Origin of the sequence: Kitasatospora sp. MBT63, assembly GCF_000710465.2 — a bacterium.
Taxonomy (GTDB): domain Bacteria; phylum Actinomycetota; class Actinomycetes; order Streptomycetales; family Streptomycetaceae; genus Kitasatospora.
Map to the genome: position 1 here is coordinate 35,703 of NZ_JAIZ01000365.1, position 20,659 is coordinate 56,361.

A 20,659-nucleotide genomic window follows, 5' to 3' on the forward strand; every position below is an offset into this window, starting at 1 on the left:
GAGGGATCCCCTGGACCGTCGGGGCCCCGGTGTGGGCCGGGGCCGGGCTGGCAGGTGCCGATTGACCAGTGAAGCCTAGGGTCAACGCGCGTAGCTGTCAGGACCCTGCAAGTAACAAGAGGGTTTCCTGCGAACGGCACGAAGACGAGCAACCGGCACCCTCCCGGCGGCGCCTGACCCCCCGTCCGGCGCCTGACACCCCGCCCGACGCCTGGGACCCGTCCGCCCCGGACGCCCGGCGCCCGGGCTCGGCCCGGGTCAGCGCCGGGGCTCGGCCGCCAGGTGCTGCTCGGCGCGCTCGCGCTCGGCGACCGCGTCCTCGGTCATCGCCCGGTCGGTGTACACCAGCGGGCGCTCGGCCTCGGTGATGATGTGCTTGACCACCTGGACGTTGCCGTTGACGTCCCACACCGCGATGCCCGGCGACAGGGTCGGAATGATCTCCACCGCCCAGCGCGGCAGACCCAGCACCCGGCCGGTGGCCCTGGCCTCCTCGGCCTTCTGCATGTAGATGGTCCGCGTCGAGGCCATCTTCAGGATCGCCGAGGCCTCCTTGGCCGCCGCCCCGTCCACCACGTCCGACAGGTGGTGCACCACCGCGACGAAGGACAGGCCGAGCCGGCGCCCGAACTTCAGCAGGCGCTGGAACAGCTGCGCCACGAACGGGCTGTTGATGATGTGCCAGGCCTCCTCCACCAGGAAGATCCGCTTCACCCGGTCCGGCCGCAGCCAGGTGTGCTCCAGCCAGACCCCGACGATCGCCATCAGGATCGGCATCGCGATCGAGTTGCGGTCGATGTGCGAGAGGTCGAAGACGATCAGCGGCGCGTCCAGGTCGATGCCGTCCGTGGTCGGCCCGTCGAACATGCCGCGCAGGTCACCGTCGACCAGCCGGTCCAGCACCAGCGCCACGTCCAGCCCCCAGGACTGCACGTCGTCGACCGCGACCCCGAGCGACTCCACCGAGGACAGCTCGGGGCTGCGCAGGGTGTCGATGATGTCGGTCAGCACCGGCTGGCGCTGCGTCACCGAGGCGATCACGTGCGCGTGCGCGGCCTTCAGCGCGAAGCCCGCCCGCTCGTCCAGCCCGTGCCCCATCGCCACCTCGATGATGGTGCGCAGCAGCGAGAGCTGGCCGGTGGTGGTGATCGACGGGTCCAGCGGGTTGAGCCGCACCCCGCCGTCCCGGGCCGACATCGGGTCGAGCCGGATGGACTTTATGCCCAGCGCGTTGGCGATCAGGTTCCACTCGCCGACCCCGTCCTCGCCCTGCGCGTCCAGCACCACCACCTGCCGGTCCCGGAACCGCAGCTGGCGCAGCACGTACGTCTTCTCCAGCGCGGACTTGCCGTTGCCGGACTCGCCGAGCACCAGCCAGTGCGGCGCGGGCAGCTGCTGGCCGTACAGCTGGAACGGGTCGTAGACGTACCCCTTGCCGCTGTACACCTCGCGGCCGATGATCACGCCGGAGTCGCCCAGCCCCGGCGCGGCGGTCGGCAGGTACACCGCCTGGGCCTGGCCGGTCGAGGTGCGGACGGGCAGCCGGGTGGTCTCCACCTTGCCGAACATCAGGCTGGTGAAGGCCTCGGTGAGGTTGCCGATCGCCATGACGGTGCCTCCTGCGGGGTCAGCGGCGGATGCCGGTGGCGAACGGGAGGGTGTTGACGAAGGCCCGGTGGTGCTCCCGGTCGCACCACTCCAGCTTCAGGTAGCTCTTGCCCGCCGAGGCCCGGATGGTCCGCTTGTCGCGGGCCAGCGCCTCGGGGCTGCGGGCCGACACCGTCAGGTACCCGACCAGGTTGACGCCGGCCGCGCCGGAGGCGAGGTCGTCACCGCGCTGGTCGACCCGGCCGGTGTGGGCCAGGTCGCGCGGGTCGACGGTGCGGTTCATCTTGGCGGCGCGGTTGGCCTCGGCCTCGTCGTTGGTCTTCTCGGTCAGCATCCGCTCGATCGCCACATCGGTCGGCTCCAGGTCCATGGTGACCGCCACGGTGCGGATCACGTCCGGGGTGTGCACCAGCAGCGGCGCGAGGAAGTTGACGCCGACCGGGGTCAGCGGCCACTCCTTGATCCAGGCGGTGGCGTGGCACCACGGCTCCCGGGTCACCGACTCCCGGGTCTTGGCCTGCAGCAGCTGCGGGTGGGTCGCGTCCAGCTCGGCCGGCCAGGCGTTGCGCCGGCTCATCGCCTGCAGGTGGTCGATCGGGTGGTCCGGGTCGTACATGGAGTGCACCAGCGAGGCCAGCCGGGCCTGGCCGAGCGGCTGCCGGACCCGGATGTCCGCCTCCGCCAGCCGGGCGCAGATGTCGGTCAGCTCACGGGCCATCACGGCGGCGAGCCCGTCGTCGTCCTTGGTCCGCCGGCCGGTCGCGTCCCGGCCCATCGCGTGCGCCTCCGCGGCCAGGTCCCGGGTGTAGTGCATGCAGGCCACCAGGTACGCCCGGTGCTGCTCCGAGGAGGTCGACACCATCGACTGCAGCTGGTCGTACGACTCCTTCAGCCAGCGCGGGGCCTCCTGCGCGCCGCGCCGCTCCACGTCCTTGGCGTGCGCGTCCGGGTCGGCGGGCAGCGTCCGGGCCAGGATCTGCAGCCGGGTGACGAAGCCGTCCCCGTTGGCCACGTGCTTGAGCAGCGTGCCGAACCGGTCGACCAGCGCCTCCTGGTCCTCCGAGTCGCGCAGGCCGACGCCCGGCCCCTCGATCTCGATCGCCGCGGTCACCGTCCGGCGCTCCAGGTGCATCAGCACCGCGACCTCGTCCGGCCCGAACGGCGCGCTCAGCCAGCGCAGCCGGCCCACCCCGGGCGGCGGCCCGACCTCGATCTCCCGGCCGTCCAGCCGGGTCCCCGCGTCGATCACGTCCGACTTCCACACCGCCCGGCCGCTGCGCAGGGTCCGCCGGTAGCTGCGGTTGATCTCCGCCCACTTGTAGAAGGTGCGGCGCCGGTACGGCACGTAGACCGCCATGATGGCGAGCAGCGGGAAGCCCACCAGGCCCGCGATCCGCAGCGGCAGGACCGGCATCAGCAGGCCCCACATCATGCCGATGAAGGCCCCGAAGATCACCAGCACGATCTCGCCGGTCTCCCGGTTGCGCCCGATCGGCGCGTTGGGCCGGGACTTGCCGATCAGATACGTGCGGCGCTGGTGGACGTACGGCTGGGCGTACTGGGCTCCGTACTGGCCGAGCGGTTCGCTGCTCACCGACCCGTCACCCTCCCTTCGCTGCGTTGCTGTCACGGTTCATGGGCGGGGACTGCGGCGGGGGCGCGGCGGCTGCCGGGGTGCGGCCGGCGTGCGCGGCGATGCCGGGGGCGACCGAGCCGCCGCCGGCGCCGGAGGAGGCGTTCGCGGTCTGCGGGCCGCCCCGGGAGCCGTGCGTGGAGATGCCCTGCTTCACCAGGTTGGCCGGGCCGCTGATCATCGCCGAGCCGGCCGAGACGGCGCCGGCCCGGGCGTTGCGCAGCTGGAGCATCTCGTCGCCGAGGCCCGGGACGAAACGGTAGACGGCGGCGCTGGCGAAGATCGACAGGAACAGGATGGCCAGCCCGGACAGCACCCGGGCGAAGTCGTCGTCCGCCCCGGCGCCGGTGGCGACCGCGCCGGCCAGCCCCAGGATGATCACGATGATCGGCTTCGCCAGGTCGACCGCCAGCATCAGCCCGGCCCAGCGGCGGACGTGCTTCCACAGTTGCTTGTCGACCAGCCCGGCGTACACCGCGGTGCCCAGCAGCGCGCCGACGTACAGCATCGCGGCGCGGATCAGCAGCTCGATCCAGAGCACCGCGGCGGCCAGCACGGCCACCAGCGAGACGATGATCAGGATGAGCGGGCCGCCGCCCATCGTGCCCTTCTCCAGGGTGTCGGCGAAGCCGCCCAGATAGGTCCCGGTGTCCGACTTGGTGCCGGCCGCGATCGCGGCGGTCAGCCCGTCGGTCACGCTGACCAGGGTGAACAGAATCAGCGGGGTGAAGGCGGAGGCCACCACCGTCAGCCACAGGAAGCCGATCGCCTCGGCGAAGGCCTGGCCGAGCGGCGCGCCGCGGACCGCCCGCTTGGTGACGGCCAGCAGCCACAGCACCAGCGTGATGATGGTCGAGCCGGCGAAGACCACGGCGTACTGCTGCAGGAAGGCGGCGTTGGTGAAGTCGACCTGGGTGGTGCCGTCGATCGCGCCGGACAGCTTGCGGACCACCCAGGCGGCGGCCTGGGCGCAGCCCTTGGCGAGCGACCCGAGCGGGTCGGTCGCACCGGCGACCGCGCCGGTCCCGGGTACCGTCACCGCGCCCGCCGGCGCGCAGAGCTGGTCCGCGCCGGCCACCGGCAGGTCGACCGAACAGGAACGGCTGGGCGAGGGCGTCGGGCTCGGGGTGGGGTCGGCGAACGCCCGCTGCGCGGCCACCAGGGCCGCCAGCTGGAGCATCGCCATCGCACCGCCGAGCGCGCCGGCGCGCCGGACGAAGGGGGCGGGCGGACCGTCAGCGGGCATAGCGGAAGCCTCCGAACTGCTGGACGGCATTGGTGATGTCCTCGGCGGTGGCCGCCTGCTGATCCCCCGGGACGGGAGCCGGTCCGGCGGCGCGGGAGAAGTCGGTGAGCTTCCAGTCGCTGCCGCTCCAGCGCATGGTGACGGTCAGGGTGTACCAGTTCTCCGTCACCGGCTTGATCGAGTTGGCCCCCGCGAGGCCGACCAGCCCCGTGCACCAGACCTCGACCTTGGTCGCGGTGTCCGCGGAGTTGGTGGTCCTGGTGCCGACCGGGACGCTGCGGCTGACTAAGGTCAGGCCCTTGGGGGCCTTGCCCTGGGCGTCCAGGCCGAAGCCGGCCACGGTCTCCGGGCCGAAGGCCTTGTCGAGCCGCTCCTGGAGCTGCGGGGTGACGCTGGGGTCGGTGACGGTGGCGACCAGCGCATGCCGGCTGTCGGCCCGGAACATCTCCGCGCCGCCCAGCGCGACCGCGTAGTTGGCGGCGGCCGACTGCGCGCCCTGGTCGGTGTGCGGGAAGCCGCTGGCGACCCCGCCCGAGGTGGTGGTGACCGGCTCCCGGCCGGTGGCCGCGGTGTTGGCGGGGGCGGGCCCGCCCTTGCCGTCGGAGTCCGCGCCGGCCCCGTCGGCCGAGGTCTGGGAGCGGCCCGTCCCGGGGTCGGGCTTGCCGCGGTTGGCGACCGAGATCGCAAGGACCAGGAGGGTGACCACCACCAGGACGGCCAGCAGGGTCCGCAGCGGGCGCGGCTGACGGCCGCTCATCTGGTGGGAGGACTGTTCGGCGACCGGTAGCCGCGTGCGGGTGTGCGGCTGGTCGTCGGACAACGGCACGGCGGCCCTCCTGGTGCGGGGAGCCCGGGTGGGGCTCCGGTGGTGAAATACGACAGCCCCAGCAGACGCAGCAGGGCCGCTCCGCCGGGACGACTATCTGACCGTCAGATGGCCATGCCGTAGACAATGGTGAACAGGGTGCCGAGGGATCCGATGATGAACACGCCGGTCAGCCCGGCGATGATCAGCCCCTTGCCCTGTTCGGCGCTGAAGGTGTCCCTCATGGCGGTGGCGCCGATCCGCTGCTTGGCCGCACCCCAGACCGCCAGGCCCAGGCAGGCCAGGATGGCCACGGCCATGATGACCTCCACCATCACCCGGGCCTCCGAGCCCAGGCTGGAGAACGGCCCCCAGTCCGGCGCGATCCCGCCGATGATGGTGTCGATATTGGCTTTCTTCGGCGGATCCTCCGCCAGGTACCCGATCACCTTGCTGTCCACGCTGCTCAGGTTCATTTCCATCTCACCGCCCGATCAGGCAAATTCAAGGCCCCGAACCAGGGTCGAGCGAAGGGGCCGGTCCTATTCTTGGCCAGATCTGATGTCGACTTGGCTACTTCTCGCGGATTGGTCGTGCGGGATGGGACACGTACGACAGGATGTCCACCGTACGAAGGATACGGCTCACTGTGAGTGTTCGCGATGATTGCGCTGAGCAACGCCTTCCTGGACACTGCTGACTGACGCTTCGTCGGGATGGTGCTGATGGTACTCCGCAAGGCACGCGCCGCCGCTGCCGCTGCGGCAGTTGTGACGGTCGGATTCGTCGGTCTGGTCACCGTGGGAACGTTCGCCGCGAGCGGCACGCCCCAGCAGGGCGGGAACAACCTCGCGCTCTCCAGCGGCACGGTGCCCGCGGCCTACCAGCCGCTGATCCAGAAATGGGGCACCCTCTGCCCCGAGATCTCCCCCCCGATGCTGGCCGCCCAGCTCTACCAGGAGAGCGGTTTCGACCCGGGCGCCCGCAGTCCCGCCAAGGCCTACGGGATGGCCCAGTTCCTGGAAGGCACCTGGGCGACCTACGGGACGGACGGGAACGGCGACGGCAGGCGGGACATCTGGGACGCCTCCGACGCCATCGCCTCCGCCGCCACTTACGACTGCGCCCTCGCCAAGGACGTCTCCAAGGTCCCCGGCGACCGCCAGGCCAATATGCTCGCCGCCTACAACGCGGGCCCGTACGCGGTGATAAACGCCGGCGGCATCCCCGCGTACAAGGAGACCCAGGGCTACGTCCGCAGCATCCAGGCGCTGGCCCGCAGCTTCACCGCGCCCACCACCGGGAGCGCGGTCGGCCTCTCCCGGCAGGCGGCCGGCGCGATCTACTTCGCCCAGACCAAACTCGGCACCCCGTACCTGTGGGGCGGCGAGGGACTGCCCTCGCAGAACGGCCGGTTCGACTGCTCCGGCCTCACCCAGTCCGCGTTCGAGAGCGTGGGCATCAAGCTGCCGCGGGTGGCCAACGACCAGTGGTACGCCGGCGAGCACCCCTCCCGGGACCAACTCCGGCCGGGCGACCTGGTCTTCTTCGCCAACGACCTGACCGACCCGCGCTCCATCCACCACGTCGGCATCTACGTCGGCGGCGGCTACATGATCGACGCACCGCACACCGGCGCGCTGGTCCGCTACGACACCATCGACCAGCGGGACTACATCGGCGCGACCCGGGTCACGCCGGACGGCGCGGAGGCGCTCCCGGTCCGCGGCGCCGACGGCAGCATCACCGGCGGCGGCGGCCCGAGCGGCGGCAACCAGTCCACCGGCGGCACCGGCCCGGCCGCCGCGGCCGCCCCGGCCGCCTCCGCCCCTCCCGCCGCAAGGGCGACCCCCACCGCACCCGCCACACCCGTCACCGGTCAACCACCGGCAAAGGTCTGACCCGCCGAATCCTCTTCGTGTGCGCGTCAAGTGGACGGTGAGTCAAGTTTCCATAACAGGGCCGGTGCCCGGAAACCTGGACACCGCCTCCGGCGTTCTTGCACGGTGGGCCGGACGTGGCCCACCGTGACGAGGGAGGGAGGTGTGGCGTGTCGACGCTGCTCGCCGACACGGTCGATCCCGATCTCGACCTGCTGCGCGTGGTCAACGGCCTGGCGGTCGCCTCGCCGGACTGGCTGACCGGACTGGTCTCCTGGGTCGGCGAGTACGGCATCCTGCTCGGCCTCGCGGCCGTCCTGCTGACCGCCTGGCTGCAGGCCCGCCGGTCGCCGGGCGCCCCGGTCGCCGTGGCCGGACTGCTCTGGGCGCCGCTCTCGGTCGCCCTGGCCGAGCTGGCCAACCTCCCCATCTCGGCGATCGTCGACCGGCCGCGCCCGTTCGTCGACCACCCCGAACTGGACGTCCTGGTCGAGGGCAAGGAGGGCACGCTGTCCTTCGTCAGCGACCACTCGGCGATGTCCATGGGCATCGCGGTGGCACTGATGCTGGTCAACCGCCGGCTCGGGCTGGTGGCGGGGGTGCTGGCCCTGCTGCAGGGCTTCTGCCGGATGTACATGGGCGTCCACTACCCGACCGATGTGATCGGCGGCTACGCGCTGGCCACCGCCGTGGTGCTGCTGCTGGCGCCGATCGCGATGGCCGTGCTGGTCCCGCTCTGCCATGCGGTGGCCCGGACGGCGGCCGCGCCGCTGATAGTCGCCGGTCCCCGCCCCGAGCGTCCCTCGCGGGGCCGCTCCGCCCGCGGCCGCCGCCGGTCGGCGTCCCGTCGGTCCCGGCCCGCCGCCGCCCGGGAGAGCACGGCGGACCACACCCCCGAACGCGACCTGGCGGCCTGAGGCCCCGGAGGCACGAGGCCTGCCACGGCGTCAGCTCCGCTGCCCGGCCGGATGATCGGCGGGGTGATCCCCCGGGTGGTCCCCCAGGTACTCGCTCAGGTGCTCGCTCAGGTGCTCGGCGGCGTCGCGTCTGGCCCGGTCCCGGGAGCGCCGGGCGGGGGCGAACCAGCCACAGCTGCAGCTCGCGAAGGCGAAGGACCCGCGCTCGTCGACCGAGACCCGGTGCTCGGCGGCCGGTACCGGCCCGGACGGGTCGAGCACCGGCCCGGACGGATCGGGCACCCGCTCGGACGGATCGGGTGGCGCGCCGGACGGGGCCGGCAGCTCGCTGTACACGTGCCTCACGGTAACCCGATCCGCACCCAGCGCGCGACGACTTCCGCGCGCCCCCTTTGGCGTAACCCCTGAGCCGTCGGCTCGTTTCCCGGTGAAGCGCTCCGCCCACCCGGGGTGGTGGCTTGCCGGGCACCGTGCCCGAGGGGGTTGTGTCGAGAGTGAAGAAGCCGATCAAGAGCCGCCGGTCCGTGCCGCCCGTCCGGGCCGCCGCCGCGGTCGCGGTGCTGGCGGCCGCACTGGCCGCCTGCGGTGGTGCCACGCACCCGCAGGGCAGCTCAGCGGACCAGCTGTCCGCCGATCCGCTGACCGCCGTCCGCAGCGCCGCCGACATCACCGGCCGCACCGGCTCCGTCCACCTGACCACCGAGCTGGTCACCGAGTCCGCGGACAAGAAGGCCGTCTTCACCGGCGTCGGCGGGTACGACTACGTGAAGCGGATCGGCCGGATGGAGATCACCGTCCCGCCCGGGGCCGCGACCACCGGCACGATCGTCGAGGTGGTCCTGCCCGGCACGGTCTACCTGCAGAACAGCGGCGCCAAGATCCCGGCCGGCAAGTTCGTCAAGCTGGACGTCCGCCAGCTGCCCGACGGGAACCTGGTCAGCAGCGGCGCCACCGATCCCGCCGTGGCCGCCGGCGCACTGCGCGGTGTCCAGCGGGCCGACCTGGTGGGCACCGAGACGGTCGGCGGCGTGGAGCTGCAGCACTACAAGGGCACCCTCGACCTCGCCAAGGCCGCGGACGCGACCGGCGGGCGGGGTGCCGACTCGCTGCGGATGGGCGCCCAGACCTTCACCGTCAAGGAGGTCCCGTACGAGGCCTGGCTGGACGCGCAGGGCCGGCTGCACAAGGTGGTCGAGACCTTCGACTTCACCGGGGTCGCCGGGTCGAAGGCGGCGAAGGACCAGGTCAAGGTGGTCTCGACGGTCTCGCTCGGGGACTTCGGCAAGCCCGTCGAGGCGGCCGAGCCCGCCGCGGGCGACATCTACGCGATGCAGGGATCCGAGTCGCCGTCCGCGAAGTAGTCCGCGGTGCCGCACCCGCCCCGGCGGCGTCCCACCCGTTTCGGCGGCAGAGATGACCCGTCCGTGCCATGTGGGCGGGCGCCGAGCTGCCTACGCTGGACAGCCGGGGCTGCCATGGGGACCGGCAGGCGGCGCTGAAGGGGTGGTGGTGCAGGTGGCGTCCGCGGACGGCCGGGCAGGCGGCCACGACGAGACCGCGCTCGACGAGATCGAGCTGGCCGGGGAGCTGATGATCGCCGCGTCCACCAGTGCGGAGGACCGGCTGGCCACCGAGCAGATCGACGAGGTGCTGCTCGACCGCGCCCCCGAGCCGCGCCCGGGCGGACCGGGCGGCTGACCCCGGCCGGCCCGCGGCCGGGCGGCCGGGAGCACGCGGCCGCTCAGGACCGCAGCAGCCGGGCGACGGCCGCGGTGGCCTCCGCCACCTTGGCGTCCAGCTCCGCCCCGCCCTCCTCGGCCGCGGCGGCGACGCAGTGCCGCAGGTGCTCCTCCAGCAGCGACAGCGCGAAGGACTGCAGCGCCTTGGTGCCGGCCGAGACCTGGGTCAGGATGTCGATGCAGTAGACGTCCTCGTCGACCATCCGCTGCAGGCCCCGGATCTGCCCCTCGATCCGGCGCAGCCGCTTGAGGTGTTCGCTCTTCTGGGAGCTGTAGCCGTGCGGGCCGTGCCCGCCGGACGCGGTTGCCGGGTGTCCGCCGACGCCCGCCCCACCGTCCTCGTGGTCGTGGTCCGCCGGGCCGGGGACACCGTCGCCGTGCGCCGGTCCGTCCTCGGTGCGCGTCGGGATCGTGGTCATCCGGCTCGCCTTCCGTCCTCGCTGCTCGGCCGTGCGGCTGCCCGCCCCGTGCCTGAGCTCCCAGTGTCCAACACCACGGGCCTGGACGGTGTTCCGCCGTCCGGGCGGGCGGTTCCCGGACCGGTGCTGCAGGGCAGGGGCAAACCGGCCGAGTTTGAGCCACACTGAGGCGTCACGTCAACCCCCGTTTGCACAGTTCTGACACCTTGCGCCTAGCATCGTTCAGTCCCGCCCCCGCACATCGGAGATTTCCGTGCGTTTTAGCCTGACCCCGAAGGAGACGAGCTTCTACGACATGTTCGCCGCGGCCGCGGAGAACCTGGTCGTGGGATCGAAGCTCCTGCTGGAACTGTTGGGAGCCGACGTGTCGGCCCGCGCGGACATCGTCGAGCGCATGCGCGCCGCCGAGCACGCGGGCGACGACACCACCCATGCCGTGTTCCACCAGCTGAACTCCTCGTTCATCACGCCCTTCGACCGCGAGGACATCTACAGCCTCGCCTCCTCGCTGGACGACATCATGGACTTCATGGAGGAGGCCGTCGACCTGGTCGTCCTGTACGACATCGAGACCCTGCCCAAGGGTGTCGAGCAGCAGATCGAGGTGCTGGCCCGGGCGGCCGAGCTGACCGCCGGCGCGATGCCGCACCTGCGGTCGATGGAGAACCTCACCGAGTACTGGATCGAGGTCAACCGGCTGGAGAACCAGGCGGACCAGATCCACCGCAAGCTGCTCGCCCACCTGTTCAGCGGCCAGTACGACGCGATCGAGGTGCTCAAGCTGAAGCAGGTCGTCGACGTCCTGGAGGAGGCGGCCGACGCGTTCGAGCACGTGGCCAACACGGTGGAGACCATCGCGGTCAAGGAGTCCTGACCGGCGTGGACACCGCAGCACTCATCGCCGTCCTCGGCGTTGCCTTCTTCTTCACGTACACCAACGGCTTCCACGACTCCGCGAACGCCATCGCGACCTCGGTCTCCACCCGGGCGCTGACCCCCAAGGTCGCGCTGGCGATGGCGGCCGTGATGAACCTGGCCGGTGCCTTCCTCGGCAGCGGCGTGGCACACACCGTCTCCAGCGGCATCATCGAGACGCCGACCGGCCGGCAGGGGATGGGCATCCTGTTCGCCGCCCTGGTCGGCGCCATCGCCTGGAACCTCACCACCTGGTACTTCGGCCTGCCCTCCTCGTCCTCGCACGCGCTGTTCGGCGGCATGGTCGGCGCGGCGCTGGCCGGCGGCACCGAGGTGATCTGGTCCGGCGTGCTGGACAAGATCGTCATTCCGATGTTCGTCTCGCCGGTGGTCGGCCTGATCTGCGGCTACCTGGTGATGCTGGCGATCCTGTGGATCTTCCGCAGGGCCAACCCGCACCGGGCCAAGCGCAACTTCCGGGTCGCCCAGACCGCCTCGGCCGCCGCCATGGCCCTGGCGCACGGCCTCCAGGACGCCCAGAAGACCATGGGCATCGTGGTGATGGCGCTGACCATCTCGGGCCACCAGTCGACCGGTGACATCCCGATCTGGGTCAAGGTCTCCTGTGCCACCGCCCTGTCGCTGGGCACCTACGCGGGTGGCTGGCGGATCATGCGGACCCTCGGCCGGAAGATCATCGAGCTGGACCCGCCGCAGGGTTTCGCGGCCGAGGCCACCGCGTCCACGATCATGTACGTCACCTCGTTCGTCTACAAGGCGCCGATCTCCACCACCCATGTGATCACCTCCGCGATCATGGGTGTGGGCGCCACCAAGCGGCTGCGCGCGGTCCGCTGGGGGGTCGCCAAGAACATCGTGCTCGGCTGGTTCATCACCATGCCGGCCGCCGCGCTGGTGGCCGCGCTGATCTACGCGGTCGTGCACGGGGTCTTCGCCTGACCCCACCACCGGCAGGAAACAGGAAAGCGGAAGGGCCCGCCCCCACGTCTCGGGGGCGGGCCCTTCTCAGTGCTCCGCGGCGGCACCGCCATGCAGCGCCGCGGAGCAGTCACTCGCCGCCGGTCCCGGGCGCCGGGTGGCGCCAGGTTCCGGGACGGGGGCTCGCGGCCGGTCCGATCAGCCGAAGCGGCCCGAGATGTAGTCCTCGGTGGCCTGGACCGACGGGTTGGAGAAGATCCGCTGGGTGTCGTCCAGCTCGATCAGCTTGCCCGGCTGGCCGACACCGGCCAGGTTGAAGAAGGCGGTGCGGTCACTGACGCGGGCCGCCTGCTGCATGTTGTGGGTCACGATGACGATCGTGTACTGGGTCTTCAGCTCGCCGATCAGGTCCTCGATGGCGAGGGTGGAGATCGGGTCGAGGGCCGAGCAGGGCTCGTCCATCAGCAGGACCTGCGGCTCGACCGCGATGGCGCGGGCGATGCACAGCCGCTGCTGCTGGCCGCCGGAGAGGCCGGCGCCCGGCTTGTTGAGTCGGTCCTTGACCTCGTTCCAGAGGTTGGCGCCCTTGAGCGACTTCTCGACCACGCCGTCCAGCACGGACTTCTTCTTGACGCCCGCCAGCTTGAGACCGGCCACCACGTTGTCGTAGATGGACATGGTCGGGAACGGGTTCGGCCGCTGGAACACCATGCCGACCGAGCGCCGCACGGCGACCGGGTCGACGTTGGAGCCGTACAGGTTCTCGTCGTCGAGCATCACCTTGCCCTCGACCCGGGCACCGGGGATGACCTCGTGCATCCGGTTCAGGGTCCGCAGGAAGGTCGACTTGCCGCAGCCGGAGGGGCCGATGAAGGCCGTCACCGAGCGGGGCTCGACGGTCATCGAGATGTCCTCGATGGCCTTGGTGGTGCCGTAGAACGCGGACAGTCCGCTGACGTCGATGCGCTTTGCCATGATCTTTCGTCTTCTCTCGTCGTCTCGTACGTCAGTCGGTGTCAGTGCCCGGCCTTGGGCGAACGCCAGCGGGCGATGCCGCGCGCGACGAGGTTGAGCCCCATCACGAAGGCGATCAGCACCAGCGCGGCACCCCAGGCGCGGTCGTAGCCGTACTCGTTGTTGACCACGGTGTACTGCTGCCAGATGTACAGCGGCAGGGACTGCTGCGGGTCACTGAACGGGTTGTTGTTGATGACGTCACTGCCGAACACCAGCATCAGGACCGGCGCCGTCTCGCCCGTGATGCGGGCGACGGCCAGCATCACGCCGGTGGTGATGCCACCGATGGCGGTCGGGATGACGATCCGGACGATGGTCTTCCACTTCGGCACACCGAGTGCGTACGAGGCTTCGCGCAGCTCGTTCGGGACGAGCTTGAGCATCTCCTCGGCGGAGCGGACGACGACCGGGATCATCAGGATCGCCAGCGCCAGGCTGCCGGAGAAGCCCGAGTAGCCCTGCTTGAACATGGTCCAGATCGAGAAGATGAACAGACCGGCGACGATCGACGGGACACCCGTCATGACGTCGACGAAGAAGGTGACCGCCTTGGCCAGCCGGCCCCGGCCGTACTCGACCAGGTAGACGGCGGTCAGCAGGCCGATCGGGGCGGCGATCAGGGTCGCCAGGAGCACCTGCTCCAGGGTGCCGATGATGGCGTGGTAGATACCGCCGTCGGCCGTGGTGGAGGCCACCACGCCCTTCATCGAGTGGGTCAGGAAGTCGCCGTTGATGGCGCCGATGCCCTGCTGGACGGTGTAGAAGGTCAGCGCGCCGAGCGGCACGACCGCCAGGATGAAGGCCACCCACACCACCGAGGTGGCGAAGCGGTCCTTGGCCTGCCGACGGCCCTCGACCTTGGCCGCGAGGCCGTAGCTGATGGTCAGGAAGAGCAGGGCGGCGATCAGGCCCCACTGGATGTGGCTGGCCAGACCGGCGCCCGCGCCGATGGCGCAGCCGAGGGCGATGGCGAGCACGGCCACCCCGGCGGGCGCCCAGCGGGGCAGCCGGGCGGTGGTCAGGTCGCGGCGCAGCAGCGGAGCCGGCGCGGTAGTCGTTGCGGCGCTCATGCGTTGGCCCCCGAGTACTCCTTGCGGCGGGCGATGATCATGCGGGCCGCACCGTTCACCAGCAGGGTGATCACGAACAGGACGAGGCCGGAGGCCATCAGGGCGTCACGCCCGAACGGCTGGGACTCGTTGAACTTCAGGGCGATGTTCTGGGCGAAGGTGCCGCCGCCCGGGTCGAGCAGGTGCAGCGACAGCTGGCTGTTGCTGGAGAGCACGATGGCGACCGCGATGGTCTCGCCGAGCGCGCGGCCGAGGCCGAGCATCGAGGCGGAGATGATGCCGGGGCGGCCGAAGGGCAGCACCGCGGTGCGGATCATCTCCCAGCGGGTGGCACCGAGGGCGAGGGCCGCCTCCTCGTGCATCCGCGGGACCTGCCGGAAGACCTCGCGGGTGACCGCGGTGATGATCGGCAGAACCATGATCGCCAGCAGGATGCCGACCGTGAACAGGTTGCGCGCCGGGGCGCCGTTCTTGGTCTGGTCGAAGATGTACGTCCAGCCGAGGTACTCGTTCAGCCAGCTGGTCAGACCGTCCATGTGCGGCACCAGGAAGAGCACGCCCCACAGGCCGTAGACGATGCTGGGGACGGCCGCGAGCAGGTCCACCAGGTAGGCGAACGGCTGCGCGATCCGGCGCGGCGCGTAGTGCGAGATGAACAGCGCGATGCCGACCGCCACCGGAACCGCGATCAGCATCGCGATCAGTGCGCTGACCAGCGTGCCGAAGGCCAGGACCGCGATGCCGAAGACCGGCTTCACGCCGTCCGGGGTCCACTCGAAGGTGGTGAGGAAGTTGCCCTCGTTCTTGCCCAGGGCGAGCGCGGAGCGGTAGGCCAGGAAGCCCGCGATGGCGGCCATGATGACCAGCAGCAGGATGCCTGCACCACGGGAGAAGTTGAAGAAAACCTTGTCGCCGAAGCGGCTGTCGCGCCTGCTCCGGCCGGCCCTGCCCTGGGACGTGGCAGGGGGTGATGAAGTCATGGTCGTTTTACTCCGGTCTGGCGGCGCTGCCCCGGCGAGGGGCGGCACCAATGGCGGCGGTGCCCCGGACGTGTGTGGCGGTGGATCGGAACCCGGATACCCGGCGGGGCGGCCCCGCCCCCTCCTGCGGGGGCCGCCCTGCCGGTGTCACCCGAGGGGTCAGGCCAGGGTCGGGATGACGGCCTGGACCTTGGTGGACAGCTCCTTCGGCAGCGGCACGTAACCGGCCTGGCCGATGGCCTGCTGGCCGGTGTCGCTGATGGTGTAGGTCAGGAAGGACTTCAGCAGGTCGAGGCTGTCGGCCTTGTTGCCCTTGTCGCAGGCGATCTCGTAGGTGACCAGGACGATCGGGTAGGCACCCTCGTCCTTGGTCGCGTAGTCGAGGGTCAGCGCCAGGTCGCTGCCGGTGCCCGCGATCTTCGCCTTGGCGAAGGTGGTGGCGCCGTTGGCGGCGGTGGCCTCGACCGGCTTGCTGGCGCCGGTGCTGATGGCGGCGCTGTTCAGCTTGTTGGTCTGGGCGAAGGAGAGCTCGACGTAGCTGATCGAGTTCTTGACCTGCTTGACCTGCGCGGAGACACCGGCGCTACCGTTGGCGGACTGGCCGCCCTTGCCGGCCCAGGTCTTCGCGGCCGGGTAGGCCCACGCGCCGCCGCCGGCCTTGGCCAGGTACTTGGTCAGGTTCTCGGTGGTGCCCGAGTCGTCCGAGCGGTGGATCGCCTGGATCTCGGCGTCCGGCAGCTTCGCACCCGGGTTCAGGGCGGCGATGGCCGGGTCGTTCCACTTGGTGATCTGCGAGTCGAAGATCTTCGCGATGGTCGGGCCGTCGAGGACGAGCTTGTCGACACCGTCGACGTTGAAGACGACCGAGATCAGACCGCCGACCATCGGCAGGTTGACGCCCTGGCCACCGGTGCAGACCGCCTTCGAGGCGTCGACCTCGGCCGGCTTGAGCGCCGAGTCGGAGCCGGCGAAGGCCACCTTGCCCTGGTTGAACTGCTGGATGCCGGCGCCCGAGCCGACCGCACCGTAGGTGATCGTGGTGCCGGAGCAGGCGCTGCCGTAGGCGGCCTTCCAGACATCGACGGCGTTGCCCTGCGCGGTGGAGCCGGCGCCGAGCAGCTGGCCGCCCTTGGCACAGGCGATCGCGGCGGCGGGGGCGGCCGAACCGGAGGAGGAGCCGCCGGCGGCGGTCTTGGTGTTGTCGTCGGTACCGCACGCGGCGAGCGACAGCGAGCTGACGAGCGCCACGGCACCGATGGCGAGGGCCTTGGAGCGGCCGTTCCGCTGGAGCTTCACAGGGTGTCCCTTTCTGAGGCATCGCCCGCGTCAGAACCGACCCCGTCGGGGCAGGCAGCGCGGGTTTTGCTGTGGTCCGGGGCCTGTTCGGCCCTCCGGTAGTCCCGAAGTTAAGCCGGGCAGGTGACGCATCAGGCGGTCGCAAATGAACGGGGAGTGAACCTCGGACGGATGGCAGGAAACTGCGGCCGGTAGTAACGGTTGCGTCACGAGCAGGGCGCAGCGAGATCACCCGGACAGCGCAAGATCAACGCCGCCGCCACCGGGCGTGACCGGAGCCTCGCGCTCAGAGCCTGCGGACGTCCTCGCCGAGCGCCTCCAGCAGCGCGTCCACCAGCACCCGGTCCCGGACGTGCGTCAGCCGCTCCCTCGCCTTGCGCGGCGACAGCCACTCCAACCGGTCCACCTCACGGTTGGGGGCGAAGGCCCCCGCGGTCGCCACCGCCGCCCAGTACCGCACCTCCTTGGGCCGCCCGCCGACCCGGTAGTGCTGGGCGGGCAGCTCGGTGCCGAGCCGGCACTCGAAACCGGTCTCCTCGCGCACCTCGCGCAGCACCGCCGCCCGCCAGCCCTCACCCGGCTCCAGCTTGCCCTTCGGCAGGCTCCAGTCGTCGTACTTGGGCCGGTGCACCAGCGCCAGGCGCGGCTTCTTGCGCCGCCGCCCGTTCTTGGCCACCGGCCCCGGCACCCAAAGCACCGCCCCGGCCGCCAGGATCGTCGACCTCTCCGGCCCCACCCGTCGCGGCACCGGCCGGGCACCCCCGCTCCGGGGTCCGGCGTACTGGTCGCGGGCCGCGCCGTGCGCGGCGTTCAGGCGGTTGCCCATTCATGCCATCCGTGGTGCCGGGAGGCCCTCTCCACCGCCGAGGCCGGCCGACAGGCCCGGCCACCGGCGGCCGAAGGCGTACCTGGCCGCCTCCACCTCCAGTCGTTGATCAGCATGCACCACCCCGAGCACGTAGGCCGTCGCCGGGGTGATCCTCGGCGTACGCGCCGCGGTCGAGGCCGTCACCGCCGCGTCCGCGGCCTCCCGGTGCCGGTCCAGCACCCCGTTCAGCTCGTCCAGCTCGGGCAGCGCGCTGCCGCACACCTCCAACGCGTACCTGGCCCGCTTCACCAGGATCCGCACCCGGTGCCACGGCGCGTCGTCGGCCGCCAGCGCGGCGTCCGCGTCCAGCACCGGCCCCCGGGCCTCGGGCACGGTGGCCAGCCGGTGCAGCCCGTCCCCGCCGTACGGGGTCGCCGCCCGGCTCAGCGGCAGCCGCTCCACACCCGCCAGCAGCGCCGACAGCGCCCCCGCCGCCTGCCCGGGCAGCTCGGTGGCGGGCCGGCCCGCCACCGCACCCGCCAGCGGCACGTCGCCGGCCAGCAGGGTCATCCGGTCCGCCAGCGCGTGCAGCCGCGCGGAGCGCAGCTCCTGCAGCAGCGCGGTGTGCGCCCTGGTCCTGGCCAGCGTCAGCTGCCGCTCCAGCAGCGCCCTCGCCTTGGGCGCGCCCGCGTGCCCGGCCAGCATCCCCGGCGCCTGGGCGTCGGTGTCCCCCAGCGAGTCCACGGCCGCCAGCAGCCGGGCCGCCCGGCGCTGGTGCGCCGGCTCCTGCCCCAGCAGGTCGAGCAGCCAGCGCAGCTCCGCCCTGGTGTCCTGCGCCCACTGCGGCTCGAAGGCGTCGCCGAAGGTGTGCAGCGCTCCGCCGACCCGCCGGACCGCCCCCAGCAGGTCGCCCGCGGCCGCCGCCGACGCCGGAAGCGCGCCGGGTCTCGACGCGGCCTCGCCGACCGTCTGCGGCAGAGCACGCAGGAACACCCCCGCCTGGGCGGTGAGGTAGCCGGCAAGAACCTCCCCGACGGTCGCCGCGGAGTTCACGGCTGCCGTGGTCGGCGCTTCGGTCATGGCACTGCTCTCCCCGATGTGGTCCCGGGCCCACGCCGTGGCGATGGACCCGGGGCTGGTGTCCGGTGCTCCCACGCTGCCCCGGCCGAAGCCGTCAGCGCGTCCCCGACGAACTGCGGTTGCGGCGGCGCGAGTCGATCAACAGGTCCTGGACGTGCCGCAGCGGCCGCCCGTCCGCGTCCAGCGCGCGCCGGGTCCAGCTGCCGTCCGCGCCCAGGTGCCAGGACTGCGTCTCGTCCGACATCCCGAGGTCCAGCAGGCCGGACAGCTCCGCCCGGTGCGCCTGGTCGGCCACCCGCACCAGGGCCTCGATCCGGCGGTCCAGGTTGCGGTGCATCATGTCGGCGCTGCCGAACCACACCTCCGGATCGCCCCCGTTGCCGAACACGAAGACCCGCGAGTGCTCCAGGAACCGGCCCAGGATGCTGCGGACCCGGATGTTCTCGCTCAGCCCGGCCACGCCCGGCCGGATCGCGCAGATGCCGCGCACCCACACGTCCACCGGCACCCCGGCCTGCGAGGCCCGGTAGAGCGCGTCGATCAGCTGCTCGTCGACGATCGAGTTGACCTTGACCTTCACGTACGCCGGGCGCCCGGCCCGGTGGTGCGCGATCTCCGCGTTGATCCGCGAGACCAGCCCGTCCCGCAGCCCGCGCGGCGCGGTCAGCAGACGGCGGTAGGACTCGCGGCGCGAGTAGCCGGACAGCCGGTTGAACAGGTCCGACAGGTCCGCCCCGACCTGCTGGTCGGCGGTCAGCAGCCCCAGGTCCTCGTACAGCCGGGCGGTCTTGGGGTGGTAGTTGCCGGTGCCGACGTGCGAGTACCGGCGGAGCGTGTCGCCCTCCTGCCGGACCACCAGGGACAGCTTGCAGTGCGTCTTCAGGCCGATCAGCCCGTAGACCACGTGGCAGCCGGCCTCCTCCAGCTTGCGGGCCCACTTGATGTTGGCCTGCTCGTCGAACCGCGCCTTGATCTCGACCAGCACCAGCACCTGCTTGCCGGACTCCGCGGCGTCGGTCAGCGCGTCGACGATCGGCGAGTCACCGGAGGTCCGGTACAGCGTCTGCTTGATCGCCAGCACGTGCGGGTCCGCCGCGGCCTGCTCCAGGAAGGCCTGAACCGAGGTGGAGAAGCTGTCGTACGGGTGGTGCAGCAGCACGTCCCGCTCGCGCATCGCGGCGAAGATGTCCGGCTGCGAGGCGGACTCCACGTCGGTCAGCCCGCGCGCCGTGCCCGCCACGAACTTCGGGTACTTCAGCTCCGGCCGCTCCAGGTCCGCGAAGCCGAACAGCCCGGTCAGGTCGAGCGGGCCGGGCAACGGGAAGACCTCCGCCTCGGTGATGTTCAGCTCCCGGATCAGCAGGTCCAGGATGTACGGGTCGATCGACTCCTCGACCTCCAGGCGCACCGGCGGGCCGAAGCGGCGCCGCATCAGCTCCTTCTCCAGCGCCTTGAGGATGTTCTCGGTGTCGTCCTCCTCCACCTCCAGGTCCTCGTTGCGAGTGACCCTGAAGGCGTGGTGCGCCAGCACCTCCATCCCCGGGAAGAGCTCCTCCAGGTGCGCGCCCATCACGTCCTCGAGCGGCACGTACCGCTGCGGGGACGCCTCCAGGAAGCGCGGCAGCGACTGCGGCACCTTCACCCGGGCGAAGTGCTTGTGCCCGGAGACCGGGTTGCGCACCACCACCGCGAGGTTCAGGCTCAGCCCCGATATGTACGGGAACGGGTGGGCCGGGTCCACCGCCAGCGGGGTGAGCACGGGGAAGATCTGCTGCCGGAACAGGGCGTGCAGCCGGGACTGGTCCTTGTCCGCCAGCTCCGGCCAGCGGACCAACTCGATGCCCTCGGCGGCCAGGTCCGGCAGCACCTCCTGCTGGAAGGTGGCCGCGTGACGGGCCATCAGCTCCCGGGAGCGGCGCCAGATCAGGTCGAGCACCTCGCGCGGCTGCAGCCCGGACGCGGACTTCTGCGCGACCCCGGTGGCGATCCGGCGCTTCAGCCCGGCCACCCGGACCATGAAGAACTCGTCCAGGTTGGACGCGAAGATCGCCAGGAACTTGGCCCGCTCCAGCAGCGGGATGTTCGGGTCCTCCGCGAGTTCGAGCACCCGCTCGTTGAACGCCAGCCAGCTGCGCTCGCGGTCCAGGAAGCGGCCCTCGGGCAGCTCCTCGACCCCGGACTCGGCCGACGGGCCCGCGGACGCACCGGCGGCGCCGGCGACGGGCTGCTGCCCGTCCTCGGCCGCCAGGCCCAGCGCGAGGCCTGCGGGAAGGGCCGCGGCGGGCGTCGGCGGCGCGGCGGGCGTCC

20 protein-coding genes are annotated in these 20,659 nt (G+C 71.6%); 6 read left to right on the forward strand and 14 right to left on the reverse strand.

Annotation, left to right across the window (positions count from 1 at the left end; all coding sequences use genetic code 11):
• Window positions 1-258: 258 nt before the first annotated feature.
• From AA75_RS21490 to AA75_RS21510, 5 genes are all read right to left on the reverse strand, one after another.
• On the reverse strand, window positions 259-1,608 hold the full coding sequence (locus AA75_RS21490) for an ATP-binding protein (protein WP_033821780.1): 1,350 nt from the start codon (window positions 1,606-1,608) through the stop codon (window positions 259-261).
• A gap of 19 nt (window positions 1,609-1,627) precedes the next feature.
• On the reverse strand, window positions 1,628-3,202 hold the full coding sequence (locus tag AA75_RS21495) for an SCO6880 family protein (protein WP_033821781.1): 1,575 nt from the start codon (window positions 3,200-3,202) through the stop codon (window positions 1,628-1,630).
• A gap of 7 nt (window positions 3,203-3,209) precedes the next feature.
• On the reverse strand, window positions 3,210-4,487 hold the full coding sequence (locus AA75_RS21500) for a hypothetical protein (RefSeq protein WP_033821782.1): 1,278 nt from the start codon (window positions 4,485-4,487) through the stop codon (window positions 3,210-3,212).
• Window positions 4,477-5,313 carry a hypothetical protein gene (locus tag AA75_RS21505; protein WP_033821783.1) on the reverse strand — a complete coding sequence of 279 codons (837 nt, stop codon included), beginning with the start codon at window positions 5,311-5,313 and terminating at the stop codon, window positions 4,477-4,479. The genes AA75_RS21500 and AA75_RS21505 overlap by 11 nt, the downstream gene beginning before the upstream one ends.
• A 104-nt stretch (window positions 5,314-5,417) precedes the next feature.
• A complete protein-coding gene (locus tag AA75_RS21510; RefSeq protein WP_051812970.1) occupies window positions 5,418-5,768 on the reverse strand; it encodes a hypothetical protein in 351 nt (116 codons plus the stop codon).
• A 249-nt stretch (window positions 5,769-6,017) separates the two neighbouring features.
• Between AA75_RS21510 and AA75_RS21515 the strand changes: the two genes are divergently transcribed.
• Together AA75_RS21515 and AA75_RS21520 are read left to right on the forward strand one after the other, a co-directional pair.
• A complete protein-coding gene (locus AA75_RS21515) occupies window positions 6,018-7,193 on the forward strand; it encodes a bifunctional lytic transglycosylase/C40 family peptidase (RefSeq protein ID WP_082526715.1) in 1,176 nt (391 codons plus the stop codon).
• Window positions 7,194-7,342: 149 nt separating this feature from the next.
• A complete protein-coding gene (locus tag AA75_RS21520; RefSeq protein ID WP_033821784.1) occupies window positions 7,343-8,089 on the forward strand; it encodes a phosphatase PAP2 family protein in 747 nt (248 codons plus the stop codon).
• A gap of 30 nt (window positions 8,090-8,119) precedes the next feature.
• Here the strand turns inward: AA75_RS21520 and AA75_RS21525 are convergent, their stop codons facing one another.
• The gene (locus AA75_RS21525) at window positions 8,120-8,350 is read right to left on the reverse strand and encodes a hypothetical protein (protein WP_233289127.1); all 231 of its coding nucleotides are present in this window, start codon (window positions 8,348-8,350) and stop codon (window positions 8,120-8,122) included.
• Window positions 8,351-8,583: 233 nt separating this feature from the next.
• On the opposite strand from AA75_RS21525, the gene AA75_RS21530 reads away from it, so the two are divergent.
• Both AA75_RS21530 and AA75_RS21535 read left to right on the forward strand, forming a co-directional pair.
• Complete coding sequence (locus AA75_RS21530) at window positions 8,584-9,450, forward strand: hypothetical protein (RefSeq protein ID WP_051812972.1); 867 nt, start codon at window positions 8,584-8,586, stop codon at window positions 9,448-9,450.
• Between the two features lie 148 nt (window positions 9,451-9,598).
• On the forward strand, window positions 9,599-9,787 hold the full coding sequence (locus AA75_RS21535) for a hypothetical protein (RefSeq protein WP_082526716.1): 189 nt from the start codon (window positions 9,599-9,601) through the stop codon (window positions 9,785-9,787).
• Window positions 9,788-9,830: 43 nt separating this feature from the next.
• On the opposite strand, the gene AA75_RS21540 is transcribed toward AA75_RS21535, so the two are convergent.
• Entirely contained in the window at window positions 9,831-10,247 is a 417-nt protein-coding gene (locus AA75_RS21540) for a metal-sensitive transcriptional regulator (RefSeq protein WP_082526710.1), read from the reverse strand.
• Between the two features lie 253 nt (window positions 10,248-10,500).
• On the opposite strand from AA75_RS21540, the gene AA75_RS21545 reads away from it, so the two are divergent.
• Both AA75_RS21545 and AA75_RS21550 read left to right on the forward strand, forming a co-directional pair.
• A complete protein-coding gene (locus AA75_RS21545) occupies window positions 10,501-11,121 on the forward strand; it encodes a DUF47 domain-containing protein (RefSeq protein WP_033821786.1) in 621 nt (206 codons plus the stop codon).
• 5 nt (window positions 11,122-11,126) lie between these two features.
• Entirely contained in the window at window positions 11,127-12,122 is a 996-nt protein-coding gene (locus AA75_RS21550; RefSeq protein ID WP_033821787.1) for an inorganic phosphate transporter, read from the forward strand.
• Between the two features lie 177 nt (window positions 12,123-12,299).
• Here AA75_RS21550 and pstB read toward each other — a convergent pair whose 3' ends face one another.
• From pstB to AA75_RS21585, 7 genes are all read right to left on the reverse strand, one after another.
• Window positions 12,300-13,076 carry a phosphate ABC transporter ATP-binding protein PstB gene (gene pstB / locus AA75_RS21555; protein ID WP_033821788.1) on the reverse strand — a complete coding sequence of 259 codons (777 nt, stop codon included), beginning with the start codon at window positions 13,074-13,076 and terminating at the stop codon, window positions 12,300-12,302.
• A 41-nt stretch (window positions 13,077-13,117) separates the two neighbouring features.
• On the reverse strand, window positions 13,118-14,188 hold the full coding sequence (gene pstA, locus AA75_RS21560; RefSeq protein ID WP_033821789.1) for a phosphate ABC transporter permease PstA: 1,071 nt from the start codon (window positions 14,186-14,188) through the stop codon (window positions 13,118-13,120).
• A complete protein-coding gene (gene pstC, locus AA75_RS21565) occupies window positions 14,185-15,168 on the reverse strand; it encodes a phosphate ABC transporter permease subunit PstC (RefSeq protein WP_033821790.1) in 984 nt (327 codons plus the stop codon). The genes pstA and pstC overlap by 4 nt, the downstream gene beginning before the upstream one ends.
• Window positions 15,169-15,327: 159 nt before the next feature.
• Window positions 15,328-16,464: a phosphate ABC transporter substrate-binding protein PstS gene (gene pstS / locus AA75_RS21570; protein WP_033821791.1), complete on the reverse strand. Its 1,137-nt coding sequence runs from the start codon at window positions 16,462-16,464 to the stop codon at window positions 15,328-15,330.
• Between the two features lie 286 nt (window positions 16,465-16,750).
• Window positions 16,751-17,290 (reverse strand): NUDIX hydrolase, encoded by a 540-nt coding sequence (locus AA75_RS21575; RefSeq protein ID WP_082526711.1) that lies wholly within the window; start codon window positions 17,288-17,290, stop codon window positions 16,751-16,753.
• A complete protein-coding gene (locus AA75_RS21580) occupies window positions 17,291-18,352 on the reverse strand; it encodes a CHAD domain-containing protein (RefSeq protein ID WP_051812975.1) in 1,062 nt (353 codons plus the stop codon).
• Window positions 18,353-18,446: 94 nt separating this feature from the next.
• The coding region (locus AA75_RS21585) for an RNA degradosome polyphosphate kinase (RefSeq protein WP_051812977.1) at window positions 18,447-20,659 on the reverse strand (2,213 nt) is incomplete at its 5' end.

What these genes read in the sequence shown, in the direction of transcription:
- AA75_RS21490 (WP_033821780.1), bottom strand. Translation starts at nt 1,608, where the DNA reads ATGGCGATCGGCAACCTCACCGAGGCCTTCACCAGCCTGATGTTCGGC.
- AA75_RS21500 (WP_033821782.1), bottom strand. Translation starts at nt 4,487, where the DNA reads ATGCCCGCTGACGGTCCGCCCGCCCCCTTCGTCCGGCGCGCCGGCGCG.
- AA75_RS21510 (WP_051812970.1), bottom strand. Translation starts at nt 5,768, where the DNA reads ATGAACCTGAGCAGCGTGGACAGCAAGGTGATCGGGTACCTGGCGGAG.
- AA75_RS21515 (WP_082526715.1), top strand. Translation starts at nt 6,018, where the DNA reads ATGGTACTCCGCAAGGCACGCGCCGCCGCTGCCGCTGCGGCAGTTGTG.
- AA75_RS21540 (WP_082526710.1), bottom strand. Translation starts at nt 10,247, where the DNA reads ATGACCACGATCCCGACGCGCACCGAGGACGGACCGGCGCACGGCGAC.
- pstB (WP_033821788.1), bottom strand. Translation starts at nt 13,076, where the DNA reads ATGGCAAAGCGCATCGACGTCAGCGGACTGTCCGCGTTCTACGGCACC.
- pstA (WP_033821789.1), bottom strand. Translation starts at nt 14,188, where the DNA reads ATGAGCGCCGCAACGACTACCGCGCCGGCTCCGCTGCTGCGCCGCGAC.
- pstC (WP_033821790.1), bottom strand. Translation starts at nt 15,168, where the DNA reads ATGACTTCATCACCCCCTGCCACGTCCCAGGGCAGGGCCGGCCGGAGC.
- AA75_RS21575 (WP_082526711.1), bottom strand. Translation starts at nt 17,290, where the DNA reads ATGGGCAACCGCCTGAACGCCGCGCACGGCGCGGCCCGCGACCAGTAC.
- AA75_RS21580 (WP_051812975.1), bottom strand. Translation starts at nt 18,352, where the DNA reads ATGACCGAAGCGCCGACCACGGCAGCCGTGAACTCCGCGGCGACCGTC.